General features: G+C 47.7%; 15 protein-coding genes. 1 reads left to right on the plus strand and 14 read right to left on the minus strand.

The features are described 5' to 3' along the window. Positions 1-20: 20 nt before the first annotated feature. From ACFQ0N_RS21870 to ACFQ0N_RS21935, 14 genes are all read right to left on the minus strand, one after another. A complete protein-coding gene (locus tag ACFQ0N_RS21870) occupies positions 21-1,697 on the minus strand; it encodes a type 2 periplasmic-binding domain-containing protein (protein WP_379330151.1) in 1,677 nt (558 codons plus the stop codon). 67 nt (positions 1,698-1,764) lie between these two features. Beyond that, on the minus strand, positions 1,765-2,661 hold the full coding sequence (locus tag ACFQ0N_RS21875) for a carbohydrate ABC transporter permease (protein WP_379330153.1): 897 nt from the start codon (positions 2,659-2,661) through the stop codon (positions 1,765-1,767). A 3-nt stretch (positions 2,662-2,664) separates the two neighbouring features. Then, positions 2,665-3,570: an ABC transporter permease gene (locus ACFQ0N_RS21880; RefSeq protein ID WP_379330155.1), complete on the minus strand. Its 906-nt coding sequence runs from the start codon at positions 3,568-3,570 to the stop codon at positions 2,665-2,667. Between the two features lie 243 nt (positions 3,571-3,813). Further along, positions 3,814-4,950 carry a GntR family transcriptional regulator gene (locus tag ACFQ0N_RS21885; protein ID WP_379330157.1) on the minus strand — a complete coding sequence of 379 codons (1,137 nt, stop codon included), beginning with the start codon at positions 4,948-4,950 and terminating at the stop codon, positions 3,814-3,816. A 103-nt stretch (positions 4,951-5,053) separates the two neighbouring features. Then, positions 5,054-6,169: a glycoside hydrolase family 76 protein gene (locus tag ACFQ0N_RS21890; protein ID WP_379330159.1), complete on the minus strand. Its 1,116-nt coding sequence runs from the start codon at positions 6,167-6,169 to the stop codon at positions 5,054-5,056. Positions 6,170-6,196: 27 nt separating this feature from the next. Beyond that, positions 6,197-7,192 carry a carbohydrate ABC transporter permease gene (locus tag ACFQ0N_RS21895; protein ID WP_379330199.1) on the minus strand — a complete coding sequence of 332 codons (996 nt, stop codon included), beginning with the start codon at positions 7,190-7,192 and terminating at the stop codon, positions 6,197-6,199. An 11-nt stretch (positions 7,193-7,203) separates the two neighbouring features. Further along, positions 7,204-8,172, minus strand: coding sequence for a carbohydrate ABC transporter permease (locus ACFQ0N_RS21900; RefSeq protein ID WP_379330161.1), 969 nt, complete (start codon positions 8,170-8,172; stop codon positions 7,204-7,206). A gap of 21 nt (positions 8,173-8,193) precedes the next feature. Next, positions 8,194-10,818, minus strand: a complete 2,625-nt coding sequence (locus ACFQ0N_RS21905) for a DUF5696 domain-containing protein (RefSeq protein WP_379330163.1) — start codon at positions 10,816-10,818, stop codon at positions 8,194-8,196. Positions 10,819-10,856: 38 nt separating this feature from the next. After that, positions 10,857-12,983, minus strand: a complete 2,127-nt coding sequence (locus tag ACFQ0N_RS21910) for a YIP1 family protein (protein ID WP_379330165.1) — start codon at positions 12,981-12,983, stop codon at positions 10,857-10,859. A gap of 19 nt (positions 12,984-13,002) precedes the next feature. Then, complete coding sequence (locus ACFQ0N_RS21915; RefSeq protein ID WP_379330201.1) at positions 13,003-13,875, minus strand: carbohydrate ABC transporter permease; 873 nt, start codon at positions 13,873-13,875, stop codon at positions 13,003-13,005. Position 13,876: 1 nt separating this feature from the next. Further along, positions 13,877-14,839 carry a carbohydrate ABC transporter permease gene (locus ACFQ0N_RS21920; protein ID WP_379330167.1) on the minus strand — a complete coding sequence of 321 codons (963 nt, stop codon included), beginning with the start codon at positions 14,837-14,839 and terminating at the stop codon, positions 13,877-13,879. Between the two features lie 39 nt (positions 14,840-14,878). After that, positions 14,879-17,698 carry an extracellular solute-binding protein gene (locus tag ACFQ0N_RS21925; protein ID WP_379330169.1) on the minus strand — a complete coding sequence of 940 codons (2,820 nt, stop codon included), beginning with the start codon at positions 17,696-17,698 and terminating at the stop codon, positions 14,879-14,881. A 130-nt stretch (positions 17,699-17,828) separates the two neighbouring features. After that, positions 17,829-19,349: an ABC transporter substrate-binding protein gene (locus tag ACFQ0N_RS21930; protein ID WP_379330171.1), complete on the minus strand. Its 1,521-nt coding sequence runs from the start codon at positions 19,347-19,349 to the stop codon at positions 17,829-17,831. A gap of 85 nt (positions 19,350-19,434) precedes the next feature. Further along, on the minus strand, positions 19,435-20,730 hold the full coding sequence (locus ACFQ0N_RS21935) for a glycoside hydrolase family 125 protein (protein ID WP_379330173.1): 1,296 nt from the start codon (positions 20,728-20,730) through the stop codon (positions 19,435-19,437). 864 nt (positions 20,731-21,594) lie between these two features. Between ACFQ0N_RS21935 and ACFQ0N_RS21940 the strand changes: the two genes are divergently transcribed. After that, entirely contained in the window at positions 21,595-21,924 is a 330-nt protein-coding gene (locus tag ACFQ0N_RS21940; RefSeq protein ID WP_379330175.1) for a hypothetical protein, read from the plus strand. The last annotated feature ends 106 nt before the right edge of the window (positions 21,925-22,030 follow it).

Consider the following 22,030-nt stretch of genomic DNA (forward strand, 5'->3'; position numbering starts at 1 on the left):
CCTGATTAGAACTCGCCTTATCACTTGCTCATGATCTGGTACTCGTCCAACCATTCCTGCTTTAGCTCGCTCCAATGGCCGCGTTTTTCAATAGCGGTTAAAAAATCATTCCAATTTGCTTCGAACTGCTTGTCATCCGTGGACATGATTAATTTCGCCCGGTATTCGTCGAGCAGATTGTCCAGTTCAGGCTTGTATTTTTCCCACAGCCCGCCCGACTTGGCCAATACCATGTCGTAGTCGTGAATTTTTTCTACGCCGCCCATCTGTCCGATTGCTTGCGAGAATTCTGCAGTTTTAGGGAAGCCCGCGTGCTCATAATCACCTAACGTCCACCAAGGCTGCCATTTCCCATAAGACGCCAAACCTCCCAACTCCGGACTCATTGTACGCTGAACCGCTTCATTGCCGGAGTTGCGCGCTTCTTTATATTTCTCATCGATGAATTTCCATTTGCCAAGCGGTTGATCGATCCAGTCCCAGTACAAACCGGGAGGCCCTTCGGTAATGACCAGTTGCATTTCCTCTTTCTGCTGCAGCGCATAATCGAAAAATTCCAGGATGGCCTCCAGGTTTTTGGTATTTTTGCTGATATAAATATCTTCCGCCGGAAACGGGTTAACGATTGTATTGATGCCAATCTTCTGCACTCCCTGCACTTTAGGAAACGGGATGACCTGATAGAACCAGCCTGGCTCCGTCGGGCCGTCTAAAGATTCCCACAGACTTGGGCCCATGTTCCAGAAGCTCGTGGCGTTGATTGCATACCGGCCGGACTTATTCTTCTCTTTGTAACGTTCGCTTTTGTCGACGGTTACTTCAGGATCAAGCAAGCCTTCGCGGTACATACTGTTCATCCATTGATAAGCTGCTTTGAATTGCGGATCGTCCAGCCAGAGCATAAAGCCATCGTCCTTTTTCTGAACAGGAACGACGCCGCTTCCGCTTGCCGTCTTGACTCCGAACGTGCTTAGTATGACGCTCTCGTTGTTGTTCGTAAGCGACATACCAAGCGGCAGCAGCGGTTTACCAGAGGAATCCTGCTGCATTTTCGCTTTTCTCAAATAAGTCTCAATGCCCTCGAGTGTACTCAAGTCTTCGATTGTCATGCCCGCTTTCTCGAGCACGTCAGTCCGGACATACCAGCCCTGAGAAGCCCAGCCTGTCCATGGATTGTCCGGATCCTGATCGAAGTCTACCGGAATCGACCAGATATGTCCCTCCGCATCCTTCATTTGATCCAGGTACACTTTCGGAATCGCCGCCAGATTCGGATATTTGTCCGGCATTTCGAAATACTGCTCCAAGGACTGGATCGTACCCGATTTGATCATTGCCGTCTTTATCGTTTCTTTCCGGCCAAAAAATGCCGCATCTTCGAAGCCGCCGGTGTTGAGCTTCAAGTTCAGCGCTGTCAGCGCATCACCCTGCAGCGATTCCATCGTCACCTTGATGCCGGGTTCTTTAACTCTCCAGTACTGCTGTACAAGGCTATCGTTATTAACGGCCGTCGTCCATCCGATCCAGAGTTTGAACTCTTTTGAGCCGGTGTCGGCAGTATCGCTTGCCCCGCTTAAGTTGTCGGATGCTTCAGGATTCGCCTGTTCTTTGTTACTTGAGCAGCCTGCAAACAGAATAAGCATAGCAGACAAAATCATTGCCATAACATAACTGCTTCTCCATTTTTTCTTATACATTTGTGCATCTCCCCCATTTGTTCTTTGACTGATTATTGCCTAATAAATAATCTCGCTTTCGTGGGACTCATCCCTTGACCGAACCGATCAGCACGCCTTTGACGAAAAACTTCTGCAAGAAGGGATACACACAAAGAATTGGAATCGCGCTTACCATCACTGTTGCCATCTTGATAGACATCAATGTTACGTTCCGGGTTTGCGCGAGCCGCTCGGTTCCGCGCGTGCTGTCGTTTTGTCCCATGATTTGCGATATATCCTGTGCATTAAGCAGTTGCTGCAAAAAAGTCTGGACGGGAACCAGTTCCTGTTTGCTGACATAGAAAGCACCGGCAAACCAGTCATTCCAGTGCCAGACGGCCGTAAACAGACCAATCGCCGCGAGCATCGGCAAGGACAGCGGAATAATGATCTGCCATAGTACGCGAACAGGGTTCGCGCCGTCTATTTCCGCCGACTCAATCAACGCCTCCGGCACGCCTTGAATGAATTTCATCATGACGAACATATTCCAAGCAGAGAACAGGAAGGGAATGATATACACCCAAAAGCTATTGACCAATCCCATATTGTAGATCTGGATATAAAAAGGAATAAGCCCGCCGTTAAACAGCATCGTAAACAAGACGTAGCCCAGCAACCATTTCCGCCCGGGAAGCAACCGGTAGGACAGTGCATATGCTGCCAGCAGCGTCACCGCCAGTCCTCCTATTGTCCCCAATACCGTGCGGGCGATCGTGATAAGGTATGCGCGCCGGATGATGTCATTGCCCAACACTACCTCATAATTATAGAACGTAAACGCCCGCGGCCATAAATATACGCCGCCTTTTGCCGCATCCGTACCTTCGTTGAGCGAAACGGCCAGCATGTAGGCGAACGGATAAAGGACGGAAAAGCACAACAAGAGCATTAAGACGGTATTGAATATAGGGAATAGCCCTATAGCCTTCATTCGTTCCATCGATCACCATAATCCTTCGCCATTTATTTTTCTGGACATTTGATTGGTCAGCAGGACCAATCCAAGACTGACGATGGACGAAATCAGACCGATCGCCGTCGCCATGCCGAAATAACCCTGTTGCAGTCCAGTTCTAAGCATATAGGTGTCCAGTACGTCGGAGACAGGCTGATTAGCCGCGTTCATCAGCGGATAGATTTGATCCATACCGGCATTGATCAGTCCAGGGACATTGAGGATAAGAACGATCGATATCGTCGGCAATATGCCTGGATACGTAATATGGCGTATACGGGCCCATCTCCCTGCCCCCTCCATTTTGGCGGCTTCATAAAGCTGCGGATCGATTGTCGTGATCGCCGCAAGATACAGGATGGAATTCCAGCCGATCTCTTTCCATAACCCGCTGGCTACTGCCATCGGCCGAAACCACTCGACCGAACCGAGGAAAAATATAGGCTCCCCTCCACCCAAATCCGTAATTAATTGATTCACGAGTCCTCCGTCGATTGTAAGCATCGATTGCAGAATATAAGCTACGACAATCCAGGAGAAAAAATGGGGCAAGTAGCTGACCGACTGCACGAAACGCTTGAACTTTCCGTTTCCTATTTCGTTTATCAGAATCGCAAGCAAGATAGGCGCCGGAAATCCGAACAAAAACTTGAGTACGGAAATATATAGCGTATTGCGGACGACGATAAGGAATTGCGGGTCCTGCAAAAACCAGAAATTGTCGAATCCGATCCATGGCGCATTCCACAACGTAAGCCCGATATGAAAATCCTTGAATGCGGTTACAATTCCGACCATCGGAACGTAGTTGAATAGGAACAGCAGGACGACTGCTGGTAAAATCATCCCGTACTGCCAACGGTATTTGTAGATCCTGGCGTAAATCGTCGACACCTCCTTTGTCTTCTATTATAGAAGCCTTTGAAAGGTTCTGTAATATGACTGCGATTGGTTTTCTTTCAATTTGATTTGTTTTTTCTTGAGATGGCGGGGGGAACACCGAAGCAAAATTGACACATTGCCCGATTCAAATTTTGGTACAGTGATTTTCGTGATGAGATGCTCTCTAGGCGTGAAAAACTCGTCCTGCTTATGCTTTCGCTAAGAGGACGAGTCTATGATGGAACTCAGGTCTGACTAAAGTGTTGATCTGCCAAGCAGAATTTTATGAGGAATAATATGATTTAATTGTGTATCTTCCGCATTACGTCCACCCAACACCAATTCAGCTGCTTTTCGGCCGATTTCGCGCTCGTCTTGCCGTACATGGGTAAACAAATATTGTCCGAAATGCTGGCCGGGAGAATCGAAGCAGACGATCTGATAGTCTTCAGGGATTTTCTTTCCGCTGGAGACAAGCACTTCCTGCAACAGAAGACTAAGATTGTATTCCGAAACGACAAACGCTTTCAGCTCGGCGTTTCGTTCTAAAAATATTCTCACTGTCTCCAAATCCTTATCCACATTAACAGACTCAAAAGATTGGGGCAGCGTACTGAAAAGGTTTGTCATAATATGTTCCGGCTTTGGCGTGCATCCCCACTCCGCACATGCATCGTTAAACCCAATCAAGCGGTCTTCAATAGCCGTGGTATTATCCGCAGGGGATGACAGGAAACCGATCTGCCGCACACCCTGCTTAAGCAAGACACTGGTAGCATCGAATGCTGCCTTGCGGTTGTCCGTAAATACCGCCATCGCGGCGATGCCTTTTAAATACCGGTCGACAAGAACGATCGGGAAACCGTCCAGCACAAGTCTAAGCAGTTCGGAATTGTAATGCTCCCCGTGACCAGGAAACACAATTATCCCGTCAATCCCCAGCTTTATAAAAGAACGGATTGCCTCCTCTTCTTCTTCACGATTATCATAGGTCAGTTTCATCATCATTCCACAGCCGTTCAACGAACAATGCTCTTCAATCCCTCGAATCAGTTCAGCGCCGAACGCATCTCCGAAATCCGGTATAATAACGCCGATTGTCCGCCATGCCATTCTCTGCTTTGCTTCTGTGCTCTCAAGCGGATTAAGCGGGCTAGCCTGCTGCAGTCCCGCTGCTGCGTCATCCGCTACAAAAGAGCCCTTTCCCTGAATCCGCTCAATAAGCTTGGATCGGGAGAGCATTTCCAAAGCCTTCTTGGATGTAATGCGGCTAACGTTAAAATGATCTGCCAGCTCCTTCTCTGACGGTACCCGATCCCCTTTCTTTAGTTCGCCTTTACTGATCTTTTCGTAGATATGATTGAAAATTTGCTCATATAAAGGAATATCCATTAGATAACCGCCTCATCATTATAATCTTGATATATCAACTATACAGTTTTCTAAATACGGTATCAAGATTGTGATGATTCCGCCGCTCTCAGAAGTTGATATATTATCTGCGTTCAAGCTTGGCCATTTTGGCTGCAGCTTCCATTAGAAAAACTCCGCTTAATTGTACCGCCAAGTCCAGCGGCTGCTGGGCCGCCTCATTCCATACCGTCCCGAACAACCCGGTCTCCTGCGCATCGCTGTTGGCAAGCAGCACTTCGGCATTATGATAGATCATCTCAACAATGTCTTTCTGATCTGTAATTTCATACAGATTAACGAGATAGCGAATTAGAATCCCTTTGAACAATCCCCCGTCGCCAGTGCCGTTTTCTTTAAACAGGCCATTTTCTTTACGGATATGATAGTCGAGCGCCGCCGCGGCTGTTTTTTTCGCATCCTCCAGATAATTGTTCTCCTGTGTAATGGTATACAATTCCACTCCTGCGCCAATATACGTACCTAGATTGTAAGTGAATACCCAATCCTTGTTTACATTGATGCGACCCTGGTCATCCAACACCAAGCCATCGTATACAAGCCCATTATCCGGATCAACCAGATGCTGTTTCTGCCAGGCGAAGATTTTTTTGGCCCATTCCAGATCTTCCTCATCGCCGAACCGTTCATACAGCCGCGCGGCCAAAATGGCTGCGGGCCCGTTCGAGCAGGCATTTCTGCTCTCTCGCTGATCTTTTTTCCAAGCCATTCCTCCAAGCTCGTCCTCCCACCAGGCGGTCTTGATGTCAGCCCACAGCTTGAGCACATAATTTTTAACCGTCTCGCTCTCCGTCGCATCATAGAGCCTTAATGCCGATAGCCCAAGCCATTCCATATCATCGTAAAACTCATTGAACAGCGAGCCGTTGCGCTTGATAATGCCTTTGACAATTTCTTCGGCTTTGGCTGTGTAGTCCTCATTGCCTGTTCTTTCGTAACCATCCATCATGGCATCTACGGCATGCGCTTTCCACCAATAGTTCAAATGTTCTTCCCGTTCTTTTTCATAAGGATATGCGTTGTTCATAAACCTTCCTTGCTCATTCCAGTAATTTTGGATCAGCATCTGCGCAGCCCATTCTGCCTGACGATCGAAATTTTTTCCGGTCCCGCCGCCCCCATTGTTTTCGCAACCTGCTATGAAAATACTTCCTGCCAATACGAGATACAATCCCTTCATTTTCCGATTTCCCCTTTCAATTTTTTCTTAGCCGACAATACCGCTATGTTCAATGCCTTCTACCAAATACTTCTGGGCAAACAAGTACAGGATGATCAGCGGAGCAACAATCAGCAACGACATCGTGTTCGTCAGCGTTGCCGTTAACGGCTGCCCGTTTTTAAGCCCCACTGTCGCCCCCTCCAGCATAAGTCCCTCAAAACCGGTAAGCAGTGTATTGGACAACAGCTTGATCTGGCTGTAGAACATGGAGGAATAGAAGCTGTCCGTCCATTGCCAGGAGAAGGAGAACAGAAAGATCGTAATCATCATCGCAAACGAGATTGGCAAAATAATTTTGGCAAAGGTTCGAAAAAGGCCCGATCCGTCCACATACGCCGCTTCCTCCAACTCCTTCGGAATGCCCTTGAAATATTGCCGCATGATCAGAATGTAAAGACCATTTTTGAAACCAAAACCGATAAGAGAAAGAATCGCCATCGGCCAGATCGAATCGAGCAGCCGGATGCTTTCGACGCCAGTCAGCGACAGCAGCCCGAAAATATCAAAGAAGCTGAACTTCATATACAGCGAGATCATATAGGTTTGCGGCGGGATTAATATGGTTAGCACGACCAGCGTAAACACAAGGCCCTGCCCCTTGAACTTGAAGCGCGCCAAGCCGTAGCCGACCATCGTACAGACAAACATTTGCAAGACGCCGCTCATAACAGAAATGCCCAAGGTATTGAGCAGTGCTTTCAAGAACGAGGTATATTCAATTACAGTTTCATAGTTGAACCACGTCGCTTCTCTCGGGATAAAACGCACCGTTCCATCAATCAAATCCTGCGCGCTCATAAAGCTGTTCGAAAGCTTGACAAGCAACGGATACAAGATGAGGAAGGCCAGCCCAATCAGTAGCAAATACCGCAGCACGCTCCACAGCAAGCCGGCGAGATAAAATAACTTGAAATATTTGTACTTCAATCTGTCGGCAAGCAGTCCCCCGCCTTTCACTGCAGCGGCTCTCATCGTCTGCATCGCACTCACCTCTATCCCTCCTTGTTTTGATAGAATACAAATCGACTGACGAGCAAAACGATTATGGCAAGAAAGGCAGCGGCGACTGCAAAGTAAATCCAGGCCATCGCTGAAGCCGTTCCGTATTCGCCCAGCTTCATCGCCGCTGTTATCCGGTCCATAATCTGGTTCTTGCTTCCAGTGAACGAATCGATCACGGAGTAGATGATGTTCACCAAAATAAGCGGGCTGATGAGCGGGAACGTAATCTTCCAGAAGCTTTCCCAGCCTGAACAGCCTTCAATTTTCGCCGATTCATAGATAGAGGACGAAATCGCCTGCAAACCGGCCAAAAAAATCAAAATCTGCACGCCCGAATGATTGACGACATTATAAATATTTTCGGCAGCACCCACCGTAATATTGACCAGTGCCGGGCTGAAATCAAACATCTGAAACATATACTTTTTTAATTGCAGCGTACTGAACAGTCCGTTCGCCGATTCATTCGCTAGCGCGATGCCGGTGTCGACCCCTGGAATGCTTTGATAGGCGTTCATAATGGAGTTTCTCAAATCGGCCTTGTCGATAATGCCTGTAGCCAAAATAACCGGCACAAAGAAAATTGCCCTGAAGATGGCCCGCCCCTTCATTTTCTGATTGAGCAGCACGGCAATAAACAGGCTGTACATCACAATAACCGGAATATCAAACAGCATATTTTGCACGGCACCGTAGAGCTGACGGTTAAAGTACGGATCGATCCGCAATATTTGATGATAATTGTCCAGGCCTACAAATTTAGTAGCATAGCCGCCCTGGGAGAGCACATGGACTTCCATGAAGCTGAAGCGCAACGAATCGATAAAGATACCTAAAAATAGCACGAGAAATCCCAGTATGAACGGACTAACGAATATCCATCCCATCAAATTTCGCTTTTGCGTCACAGTTAGCGGTTTGCGCGTCCGCCTGTTCAATAAAGCAGGCCATTTCATCATATCTGGCTCCTTCCTCCCGGATCAAGGAAGGATGACCGCATAATCAACTGGATTCACTACGATCCCCTCCACCTGGATTTTTTGATCGCTGTAGTTAACGATAATGGCCTTGCCATGCTCATAGGTCGTCTTGTATACCATCTCCTGCACCTGCCGGTGATCAACAATCGCTTCATTTTGCACATCGCGCAGTGCAGCATTTAATTCTGCATAAATCTCCGCAGCCTGCTTCTCCCAATCGGCAAATCGGGAAGCAAACACTTCATCATATAAAAAGGCATCTTTCAGTAAACTGCTGTCGCCGTAATTCAACTTGAAGTATACACTGCTACCGTATTCCAGCGCCTTCAGTAGGGCCGGGCGCAGCTCACTGGCAAGATTGAGCGGTTCGCTTGCATATTGTATATACCCATGCAGCGCCATCTGAATAAACGGCACCTGCCGGTCGGCAATAGCAAATGAACTGTCCGTATCAGGAAGATGCAAAATATGGCCAACAGCTGGGAATATATAGGCGTTACCGCCATCGGCCATTACGTCATCATAGGATTCCGCAGCCTGTGCGAGCACATCGGCAGCCAGAATTTGCGCCTGCCCCCGGTTCACCTCGCGGTTATGCTTGAAGTTCGAATTGAGCGTCGTCCCCAAGCTTGCCAGCGAAATAGCGTTTAAGCGCAGCGTGTCGTAATCTGCTGTAAATTGGCGGTAGTAGTCAAGCATTCGTAAGGGATCGATTGCCCACTCATAGCTTTCAACTTCCTGCGTGGCCAAGTTCAGCGTGCTTTTGTAGCCGACTTTTTGAAATAAAGTCCGTATGCCGTCTTTTTGAGGCTTGAAGCCGTCGAACGCTTTTTTAGCCGAGACGGTGGTGAAATCCACATCAGGGTATATTTGCGCTCCCGCCGCCGCTGCTTTGTCCTTGAGCCGCATCAGCCCTTTTGCACCCCCAAGCACTCCCTCCACCTTCATCCTTGATGGCGCCGTATGAAGGAAACCGCCATTATACCAGCCTGTGTAACGCAGTTTAATATTGCGGACGCCATCCCCGCTCAGCCTCTCCAGCATCTCCCCGGCTTCATCGAACGAAGTAATCGCCGCTTTGGCCTGAACCGGTATGCCCAGCCTGCGCACCATCGTATCGACGGCGCCCATCGTTTCCAGATAAAACGGTATATCCTCCTTGGGTTCCACGCGCCTGAGCACGCCCTGCCGGATGAGATATTCCCGGTAAGCGGCGGCCATGCCTCCATAATTGGCCCGCTCCCCGGTCAGAAAGAAATAGCGCATAGCAATATTGCCGCTGTACTCTTTATTCTCATAAAGTACCCAGGGAGCTTGCTCGAAGGCATTGTCGGCGATAAACGAGTCCTTGCTGCGGATCAGAAAACTGGCGAATGCGGTGTTCCACGAATGATTGATATCCCCCATCATGCCATTAATCTCCGCTACGGCATCCCCTTCCTCAATGACTGCAAATAGTGCGCTGTCCCCGCGTTTAACGCCAAACACCGGTGTGCGGAATTCCTGCTTGAAGCTGCCTCTCGCCTTCTGACTAAGCGCATAATCAGGTCCGTACAGCTTGCCTGTAGTCAGCAGCGTATTTTTGCTTGAATCGTTGTTGAAATGGATAACCGTACCGGAACCGTCAGGCAGGAACAGATATCCTTCCTCCCCTGTCTTTCCTGCGCCAAAATAGTTCAGCACTGTGAGCCTGACAAGACGAAACCGTTCTTTATCGTATTCGATGTCCCGGTTATGAACCGTAACCGTCAGGCTGTCGCCTTGCAGCCGATAGTCCAGCTTAATGCGAAAATAGGGAAACACCGCTTCGCTGGCATCATAACCGACCCGTTCGTAGGCCTCTTCCAGCTTCTCATACGTAAACCCGGCTTTCTTGACGTAATCTTCCAGCACACGCTTGTCGCGGTCAGTAATCGCGGTCTTCAAGACGTAAATATCCTCATCCTTCAAAATCGGATATTTGGCAAGAAGATCCTTTCCTTTCGCCCCGTTAAGCTCGTCGTGCTTGTATAGAATATAAAAGGCCAGCAGACGCTTCTTGTCCCGCTCGGCAACCGTTGCCAAAATCTCCTTATCGAAGGTCTCCTTCGTAATTTGCTGAGGCAGCAGTACCCGCTGCTCTTCTCTGCCCAGCACCATTTCGACCCGAAGGCCATCATCAAGCGGCGCCCAGCTTAATTGATTCAGCTTCATCGCCTGGGCATAGCTGTTCATCTCGAACTCGCCTTCTTTGCCCTTCACATTGTAGACCAGCTTGATTTGCGACATTAATTCCTGCTTCATTGCATCGCTCGCCTTCGCATCCGTGAGCGCCTCCGCCGGGTTCGTATAAAACAGGCTGCCTGTCGCCTTGTCCTCGATGGCCGCCCCTCCCGTATTATTATCAAAATAGAGACGGAGACGCTCATTTTCCGCGGCGGCGCTGAGCCCTGCGCCTTCCTCTGGCTGACGAAGCTTTAACGTCGGAGCTGCTGCCGAAACCGGCTCTGCGGACGGCTCCGCTGCTCCCTTCTCTGCGGCTGTAACCGGCATGCCGCCTGCCGGACTCCATCGCGCAAAGACAGTGCCGCAGACCAGCAGCAGGACGGCAACGCCGAATATACCGAATATTCTTCTTCTCTTCATCCCGTCAACCTCCCATCTTCCAAGCTGCATGATCCGTGTTATAGCCGGAAAGTAATCTCATTGATAATCGTCGTAATAAAGCTGTTCATATTTTGCAAAATGTTGATGAACATGACGGAAAGGAAGGCGACAAAGCCCATGCCTATAACCGAAAAAAAGGATGTGTAGACATTTTTGAAAGGAGTGTAATCATTCGTAACCATAACGCCGACAAAAATAAGGCCAAGCGACCAGCCGTAAGACAGCGTTGTCAAGAACGTGATAAACTGCTGCTCCTGCGTAACCAGCACATTGCTGACAATCGTAATAGGCACGCTCAGCATAACGATTGGCATTAAGGAATAGGCCGAAGTTATAAAAATATCCTTCAGGCTGCCTTCTCCATCCATCAGCGTGGTCAATCCCCAGTTGACGCAGCACCACAAAAGCAATGGAATGAGTACACTAAGTATCGTGTCCTGGAGCTCAAGCATCCGCCAGTCGGTCGGGAACAGAATATACCCTCCAGCCAATCGCCTGAACACATCTGCCGCCAAGACCGCCAGGACGATCAGCAGCGCAGCGCGCATGCTGCCGCGCTTCTCATGCTTCAAATCCCAGAATCCGTCGAAGGGATGGAACATGACATGAAAGGCGTACAGCAATTCATCCCGAAGGCTCCTTCTCCCCTGCTCGCTCCATCCTGAGCTGTTGACTTTTTTCACATATTTGAAGAAACGTACGATCAGCCACACGATAACACACGCCGCAATCGGCAGCAGCAAAATAAATTTGCCGATCATCTCTTTGCGGTATTCGGCGAAGGCTTTAAAATAATGCTCCCAATCGTTTGCCAGCTTGTAATGCTTCATTGCTTGCTGATACTCTGCTTTGCGCATATTGGATTGGGCAACACCGGAATAAGCCATCTCGAAAGCCGGGTTTTGCTGCAGCACTTTCTCCCAGGCGGCGATCGAAGCATCGTAATCGCGCTGCTTGCGCGCTTGAATCGCTGCAGCGATATTGTCGCCATAGTCCGTTCTTCTGAACACCGTAAGCTTGCCGGACTCCTTATCGAGCACCAGCAGCCTGGTGTCCTGGTAGGCGAGGGAGACAACGCTTTGAAAAACTCCGTTCTGGCTGCCGGAGCCGCCGAAGACATAAAGCAGGTTACCCTGATCATCATAGGTGAATATTTTATTTTGCGCCGCATCAAGCGCGCTGTAGACCCCATCGGCAGCCAGCGCCACATCAATAAAACGGGAAACGCCTTTGCCAATCTGAACGTCTCCCGCCGGGGGGAAGGCCCCATTGCGCATGAGTACATCAATGCCCAGATTGTTCAAACGTTTGACTGGAGCGTGGCGGCTTGTCTTGTCCCGGTTACGGATCGCGTTCCACTGCTCTCTCCCATCCTGCGCACTGCTTGTCACATAGAGAAACCCAAGCTCGTCGATTGTAATATTGTTGTACTCCACCGGCACGTTTTTGGCGGTACGACTTTTTTGCTCTCTGGTCGTAATCAGTCTCCAGAACAAGTCAGCCACTTTCGGCGTCACCTTCTCCGCCCCGATAAAACCGGCAAATTCTCCATCTGCAGTCAGACTGATCACGCCCATATTGGTGCTTTTCGAGACGACGTAAATTCTTCCGGCAGGGTCGACCCCCAGTGCGGACGGCTCATAGATGAAACCCGCGGGAAAAACCTCCGAATCCGGCGCTTCCAATATGGTTTCCAGACTTCCGTCCAGTCGAAGCACAACGATTCGGGCATTTTTGGAGTCTGCGACATACAGCAATCCTTCCTTTGTGACGAAAATGCCCGACGGGCCATTAAACTCGTCCTTCGTCACGCCATCCTCCCGCACAAATGATTTAAATTCACGCAGCAGACGATACTGCTTATCCAGCAACAGCACCCGGTTCCCGCCTTGGTCTGCAATATATACGCGGCCGCTATCGTCTACAACAAGATCCGCCGGCTGCTTGAGCCCCCCGCCGCTTAGCCCCATCTCTTTGGCGCTCAGCACTTGTTCTGGTACAAACGCATCCGGTGAAACGAAATAATTGCCTTCGTAGTCATAGAAATAGGTTTTATACGGAACCATTGCGGAGGCTGAATCTATGCCGAGCATGCATAATAATAGTAGGGCGGCGATGAATGCAAGCCACTTTTTCCTGACCATTCGTTTTTCCCCTTCCAGCCTATTCTTTCATGCCTGATGCAGACATGGTCTCAATGATTTTCGACTGGGAGATGACGAATACAATGATTGGCACGATCATCATCATTACCGCTGCCGCTGAGCCAGTCCCCGTTCGGGCAATACCACCTGCCAGTATTTGGGAAAGAGCATAGTTCAGCGTCTTGAGCTCTTCACTCTGGATAAAGTGGTTGGCCCCGATTCCCCACAGTCCTTGCATGGAAAAAATAATGAGCGTCAGCCACGCCGGCTTGACCATCGGCATAGCCACCTTCCAGAAAATATGCCATTCGCTCGCACCGTCCATTCGTGCCGATTCCAGGACAGCATCCGGGATCATCTGATCCATAAATTGTTTCATTAAGTACAAACCAAGCGACGAAGCAAATGCGGGAATAATGAGCGCTTTATAGGAATCGATCCAGCCCAGGGAAGCAATGATCATAAAGTTCGGAATTTGGGTCACCGCGCCACTAAACATCAGCGACAGGACAACGACGCTGAACATGATGCCCTGGCCGGGGAATTTGTGCTTCGACAGAACATAGGCACACATGGAAGCGATAATGACATGTCCGACGGTGCCAACTACCGTAATAAAAAATGTATTGAACGCATATCTGGTGAAAGGAACCCAAGAATCGCTCATCACAATCATTAATTCCCGGAAGTTTTCCAATGTTGGGTTTATGACCAGAAAGCGCGGAGGGAAATACCAGATTTCCTCCAGCGGCTTAAACGCATTGGAAATTGCATACACCATCGGCAGCATCATGAAAATTCCGAACAGCAGCAAAAACAGATAAATGCCAAAATCGGCAAAAAAAGACCGTTTAATGCCACTTTTGCTTCTGTAAAGCTTAATCGGAAGCACATTACTCACCTACCTTTGACAACATCTTCTGAACAAGCTTGTTGGTGCCGATCATAATAACAAACAAAATAGTCGCGATCGCCGAGGCGTACCCCATTTCATAACGAATCGTTCCATAATCTTCAAGATGATTGACAATCGTATGAGCGGCATAATTCGTGCTGGGCATCCCGCAAAGGGCGGTTACAATTCCACCGGTACCAAAGGCGCCCGTAATGCTCATAACCGCTCCGAACATGAGCTGCGGCTTCATCGAAGGCAAGGTGACATACCACAACTCCTGCCATCGATTGCGAACGCCATCCATCGCCGCAGCTTCATACAACGTGCGATCAATGCCCTGAAGCCCTGCAATAAAAGACAAAAAGCTTGTACCCACGCTCGTCCACAATGCGACGATTACAACTAAAGTCATCATATACTCCGGATTTTCAAACCACAGAATTGGTGAGGAAATAATGTTATATTTCAACAAAATCGCGTTGGCATAACCGTAAGCATCCTTGTTAAAAAAAATTCCCCACACCAGATATATATTGCCTGATATCGATGGCGCATAGAAAATCAGTGTCAAAATCGTGCGCAGCGACTTGGGCAGTTCATTGATCAGCCATGCGAACAAAAGGCACATCAGATAGCCGATCGGTCCGACCATAACAGCCAGCAGAAACGTATTGCCGATCGCTTTTATAAAAACTTCATCCTCTAGAAACAGTCTGATATAGTTGTCCATACCGACAAAAATTGGCGCTTCCAGCAAATTAAACGAGAAAAAACCTAGGCCAATCGAGACGATAACCGGCAATGCCGTAAACATAAAGAACAAAATCATATACGGGGCTGCAAACAAATATGCGGTCTTATTCTTTTTTACAGCCTTCCATTTCCTTTCCAGTTTCCTCCGCAACCCGGAACCAGGACTCTGTGAAACCATTGATCTACTTACCACCAAATCCTTATTCATCGGCGGCCTCCTCCTGCTTCGCTAAAGTACGTAGCACGGTCATTCAAGCCTGAACTCTCTCCGTTTTCTTGCAATTTCCAGATCAGCCTCCCGTGCATAATCAAGCAGCGACTCCGGATCACCGTTACTGTAGGCCAGAGCTGCGGCAAAGCCGACACTTCGGGTCACATAATAGCCCCCCGGCACCTCAGGCGTACCTGTAGCATACTGCCATTCTGTCATAAGATGATCAAACTCGCGCTTTGTCCATGGCATATTTTGGAGAGCTTCCATATTGGCTGTCGCCTGCTTGGCCGCCTTGCCCAGAACCGCTTCCATTTCCTTGCCGAATCTCGATTGCGTCTCCGCGCTGGTCCACCAAGTCATATAACGCCAGGCCGCCTCCTTGTCCTTGGCTCCGCGCAGCATCATAATCGCTGTACCGGTAGACGGCGTAGCCCGGTTAATCGTTCCATCGTCCCGAACGGTTCCAGGCAGCGGCACAAACTCCCACAACCCTTTTATTTCCGGCGCAAAAGCGATCAACTGATTGTAGATTGTATAGTCGGCAATACCGATTGGCATTTCGCCTGTACGGAACCGATTGGCAAAATCATAATCTCTTGGAAATTTGTAGGTTGTAAACAATTCGGTCTGCTTCTGGAAGGCGTTGATCGTTTGATCATCTCCCAGCGTTGAGCGACTTCTTGCTGTATCATAAAGCTCCCCGCCATTTTGATAGAGAAAAATTTGCAAGCCTGTAATGTCCGCAGGAAAGCCAATCTGCATATTCTGCTTCTGAATTTCAGGGATTAAGCTGTAGAACTCCTCCCATGTCTCCGGAACTTCCAGACCCAGCTCCTGCAAAATATCTTTACGATAAAACAACATCGGAAAACTCTGCGTTTCCGGCAAGGCATAAAGCGTGCCATCCAGATTAAAAGGCACAAGCGCACTTGGATGGAAGCGTGAGAGGATGTCCGTATAGCCTGGCATATTTCCCAAAGGCTCCACCGCATTCCGCAATGCAAACTGAATCGGCTCATTGACCGGATTACCCATCGCAATATCAGGGCCAATACCAGCCAATACGGAGGGCAGCAAAGTATTCTCCGAGATTAGCTTCAGCTTCACAGGAATGCCGGTTTCCGGGGTAAACGTATCGTTGATCATCTCCCTTATAATCTGCGCCTGATCACGGCCTGATGTCAGCCAAACTTCAACAGGCTTTCCACCTTCTTTTTCCTCATCGACTGCCAGCGAGTTGTAATCTTCAAAAAATGACATAAAGAAGGATAAAATTTCGAATAAGATACGCTTCCATAAGGGAGCCTCGGGTGGCGGGAGCTCCTCTGAAGGCGGCATTACGCTAATATAGTCCAGCGTTAGCGGCTGCTCACTTACCGTCAGTATCCAAGTTCCGAGTGCGCCGATATTTTCTTTAAAGGGCGTAAATGTTTTGGCAATATTCGCCTCCGGGTCTTTAACCATCTGTTCCAGCTGGAAAGCAAGTTTATCGATCAGCACCATATTTTCACCTTTTTGCCCGACCAGTTCCTCCATATCCGCAGACAGTCGTCTGAGCTCAGCAGCCTGCTCTTTCATGGCGGCTATTGCATCCGGAATCAGCTTTTCAAATCCATAATCGCGATACAAATCCGGTTCACTGCCAGTAATCATTAGGATTTGCCGGTATATCGCATTCATCCGGGACAGACTGCTGTCAACATCATTGATCACCTCCGCCATTTGCCCTAAAGCGACTTCAATGGTCAGTTCATGCTCGCCTGCCTCCAAATAAAAAGCAAATTCCTGCTCGCCGTCTCCCAAAGCTTGCACCTGCCAGCCCCGCCCGTAATTGAATTTGACTGATTGGGCTTCTTTAAATGGCACAACGCCGTCAATCATAAGCTTGCGCGTGACATACATGCCGGCCAGCTTATTTTGTTTGAACCGCGTGGATATTTTATACAATCCGTCTTTTTCTACGTTGAACCGATAGCTGATCCACTGTCCGGGCATCTTCCATTTGTCTCCGCCAATACTGTTCAAACGCAATTTGGACGGATCCTGCGGATCAGTCAGTGCAGACGATCTGTCATTGAGCGGATACAGTGTATTATCCGATTTCTCATAACTGTTCTGTGCCTGAATTTTGACTGGCTCAACGTCCGCTTCTTTATAGCCCAGCGCCTCATAGCCCGCTTTCACCTCTGAATAGGGCTTCAATTCCTCAGCTTTATAAATCCGAATATTATTTAAAACCATCGGCTCCCGTACAGATTGGAGACCGATTGTATGCTGGCCTTTATCCAAATAAAACAGCAAAGGGTCATTGTAGTAGCCAAGCAAGTCATGCAATACCGCTTTGCGCCATTTTGGCGCTTCCACCTGTTTTGGCCGTACATCGTTCCCTTTCCGGTCCTGTTCGATCTCCCCCTCATCCTTCCAGATCCGAGAGAGGTTAATATATTGCGCCTCATAATAAGGAACTTTGCCGTCGATTGAGACCAATCGTTCAATTGAATTTCCTTTTCCCTCAACAGGGTAATAGAGCAGCTCAATATTGTACAATCCGCTTGTTGGAACGTTAATTTCCCATTCGATGAGTCCACTTTCTGCAGTGAGCAAAGATTCTCCTTCTATCCCTTCAAAATCAGGATAGACTTTGACCGCCATATCCGTTTTTAAAAAGTCAACCGCCCGAATTGTGATGTCCGCGGTTCCGAAACCCTTACTTTCATGCTGCGCCAGGTACGTGTCATAACTCGGTGACTTGATAAGAGGATCGTCAGCTGCTTTTGCCGCAATCGGCCACACAAGAAACAGCAGCCCTATTCCTAATGCAATCGAAACGATTGTTATCATTTTTTTGTTCATAACCGCTCAACTCGCACCATCATATTTATATCCTCCACGTGGACAAAGTTTCAAAAATATAAAGGGGCAGCCTTAAGTGATACAAGCTTTTAATTTGACAGCCCCTTTATCTTGGCTTAGATTGACGGCTCTACTCTTTTTTCTCTTCCTTCTTCTCAGACTCTGCCTCTGGCTCTGGCTCCACAAATTCTCCCTTCAATCTTAGCGCCAGTTCTTCAAGGCCAATATTGACCGCTTCCTCAATTTCAGCCACTTTGGAGGCCGGCTCCAAGTTCTGATCATAAAATCCAACTTCCGGGATCAACGCAAGCCCGCTATGGACATTGCCTTGCATTTGCTGGCCGATAAAGGCAATATCGGAGACGCCATATCGCTTCATGTCCATTAAAATTTGAACCGATTCCTCGTCACGCAGTTTAGTTAAGGCAATCTCATCCATGCGAATTTTTTCTTCTTCCTGCGCCTTCCATGCTAACGCTTCCATTACAAGTCCGGTTTTATCAAGTTCTTTGTTCGTTACAGGAACAGCCAAAGAAGGCGCGTCATGGCTCACCCATGACAGATAATCATCCGTGTTGTTGCCCATTGGCATCGGTACAAATCCAAAATCGCTCTCCATTTCATAGATCGGATCAATAACGCCCCGTCCTCTGGAATAAGCCAGAAACAGCGCTTTGCCATCTACAAACGCTTTCACATAAGCGTCCATGTCCTCTCCATCTTCTTTTGGAAAGAAGGTCTCGCCGCGTTTGGTCATCTTCTTGATCATTTCAATCGTTTCATAGGCTTTCGGTGTATTGACTGCATACGTCATCTTACTGTCAGCAGCAATATCAATAATTTTATTCCCCGATGCAAGATACAACGCCACCGCTATATCCCAGTCATGGCCCGTGGCCAGTCCATAACGGTCATGACTGTCCATCACCCCGTCACCATTCAAGTCGCGTTTCGCCGCCTGTTCCATCTCCAGCATCTTCTCAAACGTCCATTGTTTATTTTTCACCAGCTCATACGGATTTTCCAGGCCCAATTCCTCGATAATTGCTTTATTAAAAGCCAATACCCATACTTCATCGCCCTGACTAGCAAAAGGCGCTGCAACACCGTATGTCCGCTTGTCATACGTGAGCAGGTTGGACGTATTGTATTCCTTCCAGTAATCCTTGTCCAGGGAAAGGTTTGGTATGGTGTTCATATCAACCAGACGCTTGCCGTTAATATGTCTGCCGAGTTCCCAGGTTGGAGCTATTATAATGTCCGCGTACTTGTCCCCGGCCAGAACCGCTGTGCTGAATTCATCCTCAGAATGCTTACGGACTTCGATTTTTACGTTATACGTTTCCTCCACCCACTTGATGCGGTCAAGAATAGCATTGGCCAGATCCGAACTTCCCTCTTGCGGCGTCCACCGATTCGGGTTATTATCAGCCACAATAAATTTGTAGCCCCCCAAGTCCTGAACAGGCGGACCCGATTCTGCTGCATCCTCTGGAGGCTCGGGCGCAGGCGTCTGATTCACATTCACACTCTTGTTCTGCTCCTTTTCCGGTTCTGGTTTCCCCTTCTCACCGCTTGTGCAACCGCTCACAAACAGTGCAAAAACCAGGACAAACGCAAGCAACCACACAGCTTTATTCTTTTTCCCCATTCTTCTTCCCCTCTCACATTCATTTATTTTGTCATGCGGAGCCCATTACCTTAGAACGGCCCCCGCCTTAACAACTAAGAAAGTTTTACACTTGCGGAAAAAGATACTGCTTCCCCTCTTTGATCAGCTTGTAGATCAATTCACCAAACAAACTATTGGCCCACGCAAACCACGGCCGCGTATATTCGTCCGGATTATCGACATGAAACCCTTCATGCATAAATCCAGTCCCGGCATCGGTGCTTACAATCGTCTGCAGCAGTTCCTTTATTTCGTCATCGTTCTTCGATGTCAATGCCTGCATCACAAGGCTGATATGCCAGATGTAGCCAACTGGTGTATGCGGACTGCCAATTCCCTTGGCTGCCTTTCCGGAATAATATTGAGGATTCCCTGAACTTAAAATAAATCTTCTTGTATTCTGATAGACAGGATCATCAGCAGAGGCATACCCCATATAGGGAATAGAAAGCAAACTCGGCACATTGGCATCATCCATCAGGTTGTAATTGCCGAGCCCATCGGTTTCATAAGCATAGATTTCGCCGTATTCAGGATGATTGACTAAGCCGAATGCTTTGATTCCCTCATCAATCGTTTCTTTAAGCTTTCTGGCATCGTTCTCCAGTGCCGCATCCCCATACACTTCTCTGGCGATTTCCTCCATATAACGCAACACAACTACCGCAAACATATTTGATGGAATCAAATAATGGTAGATGCAGGCATCGTCACTAGGTCGAAAAGCGGACCATGTCATTCCTGTATAGCCTGTCGGTGTCCCCAATCCATTGCGCTCCAGCGTATCCGATTTTGGACAATTGAAGCGTTGAAATGTATAGTTGGAATGTTCCTCATGCCGTTGCTCCAATGTCCAGAGCGCAATAATATCATGCATGGTCTTCTTAAACAGTTCATCAAACATTTCCGTTTTTTGTGTCGTCTTCCAGTATAGATACGCGAGCTGGATCGGGTAGCAAAGCGAATCAACTTCGTATTTTCTCTCCCAAACCCAAGGATTGCTTTTCGTCACATCTCCATTATGACCTTGATTATTAGGTTCCTTATTAAAAGCATTTGCGTAGGGATCGATTTGAATATAGCGGATTTGCCGCTTTATCAAGCCAACCACGATTTTCTGATACGTTTCGTCGGTAATCGCAAGCGGTATGTAGTGGCGAACCTGCGCCGAGGAGTCACGAAGCCACATCGCGGGTATGTCTCCTGTAAATACAAAAGTAGTATTATCCTCAAGCACTTCTGTTGTCGTTTCAAGTGTGTTATAAAAGCAGTTTCGATAAAACTTGCTCATCACCGGCCACTGCGCCAACTGCGCGATCAGTTCATCATCTTTCGCAATGTCTTCAAAAGATAAAATCATTCGTTGTCATTCCCTCCCAAACTTTACAATAGAGAACTTATGAAGCGCTTGCATATAGTATATTATTAGATACATGTATTGATGTCAATATATTAATTTAATGTAATCATACCAACTTAAATAATTCCAGAAAATTATAAGCCCCCATGGCGCATTCCACAATGTAAGACCTATATGAAAGTCTTTGAATGCGGTTACAATTCCGACCATCGGAACGTAGTTGAATAGGAACAGCAGGACAACTGCTGGTAATATCATCCCGTACTGACAATGGTATTTATAGATCCTGGCTGGCGTAAATCGTCGACAGCTCCTTTGTGTTACATTATAGAAGCCTTTGAAAGGTGCTGTAATATGACTGCGATTGGTTTTATTTCAATTTCATTTGTTTTTTCTTGGGATAAAACTGCATTTGGCGTCATACAGATTTGTCTCCCCCGCCGGCGAATGATAAAGAAGCCCGGAACATTACTGATCGCTGCATCAGTAGACTCGTCCGGGCTTCTCGTTTTTTAGGTTGCAAGACGATAGAATCGCGCTGCATTGCGGCCATACACATTAGCTCTTTCCGCCTCGCCCCATGCAGCAAGCATATCATAAGAAGAAACGGTTTCACCGTCTTTAAAAAGACGAGTGTGTTTCTCAGCGTGATACTTAGAATTTATTTGCTGAAAATTATAAATCTATATCACCAAAAAAGGCGACTTGCCCGTTAGAAGCAACCCGCCAATAATGAAACCTTCCCTTTTTTCTTTTTTTACCTGCGGTCACATTGACAGGAGTAACAACAACTTGATGCTACTTTTTACGCAACATCTTTCCAACTCAAACGTTTAATTATGCAAAGAGAGTGGGGATGGGGATATGAAAAGGAGAAAAGTGATTTATTCAAGTTTTATAAGTATTGTTGTGATCACAAGTCTTTTTATCCTTACAGCATGGAGTCCTTGGATCAGTGAGTCTTACGCACGTATGCTTGCAATCAAAAAATTTGAAAAATTAAGCGCAAATGTTCAAGATGGATGTGGAGTAAATTGTGATAACTGTGGAGCCAAAGGAGTAAAACCAGTTCTGTTCGGTAAAAACGTCACGATTGAATATAATTGTGGGGGACCATATGAAAATGAGGAAGCCATGCCCCAAAATTACAAAACCATCGCATATATATCTTTTCTATATAAGTTGAACTATTGAATGTCCTGATTAAAACCTAACACAAAGACGGTCGATGATGGTCAAAGGGGTTTTCATTATCTCATCCATGAATTGTTGCACGTTGGTGCGAATCTCTGCGACTGTG

Source organism: Paenibacillus sp. GCM10027626 (assembly GCF_042676285.1).
Taxonomy (GTDB): Bacteria; Bacillota; Bacilli; order Paenibacillales; family Paenibacillaceae; genus Paenibacillus_Z.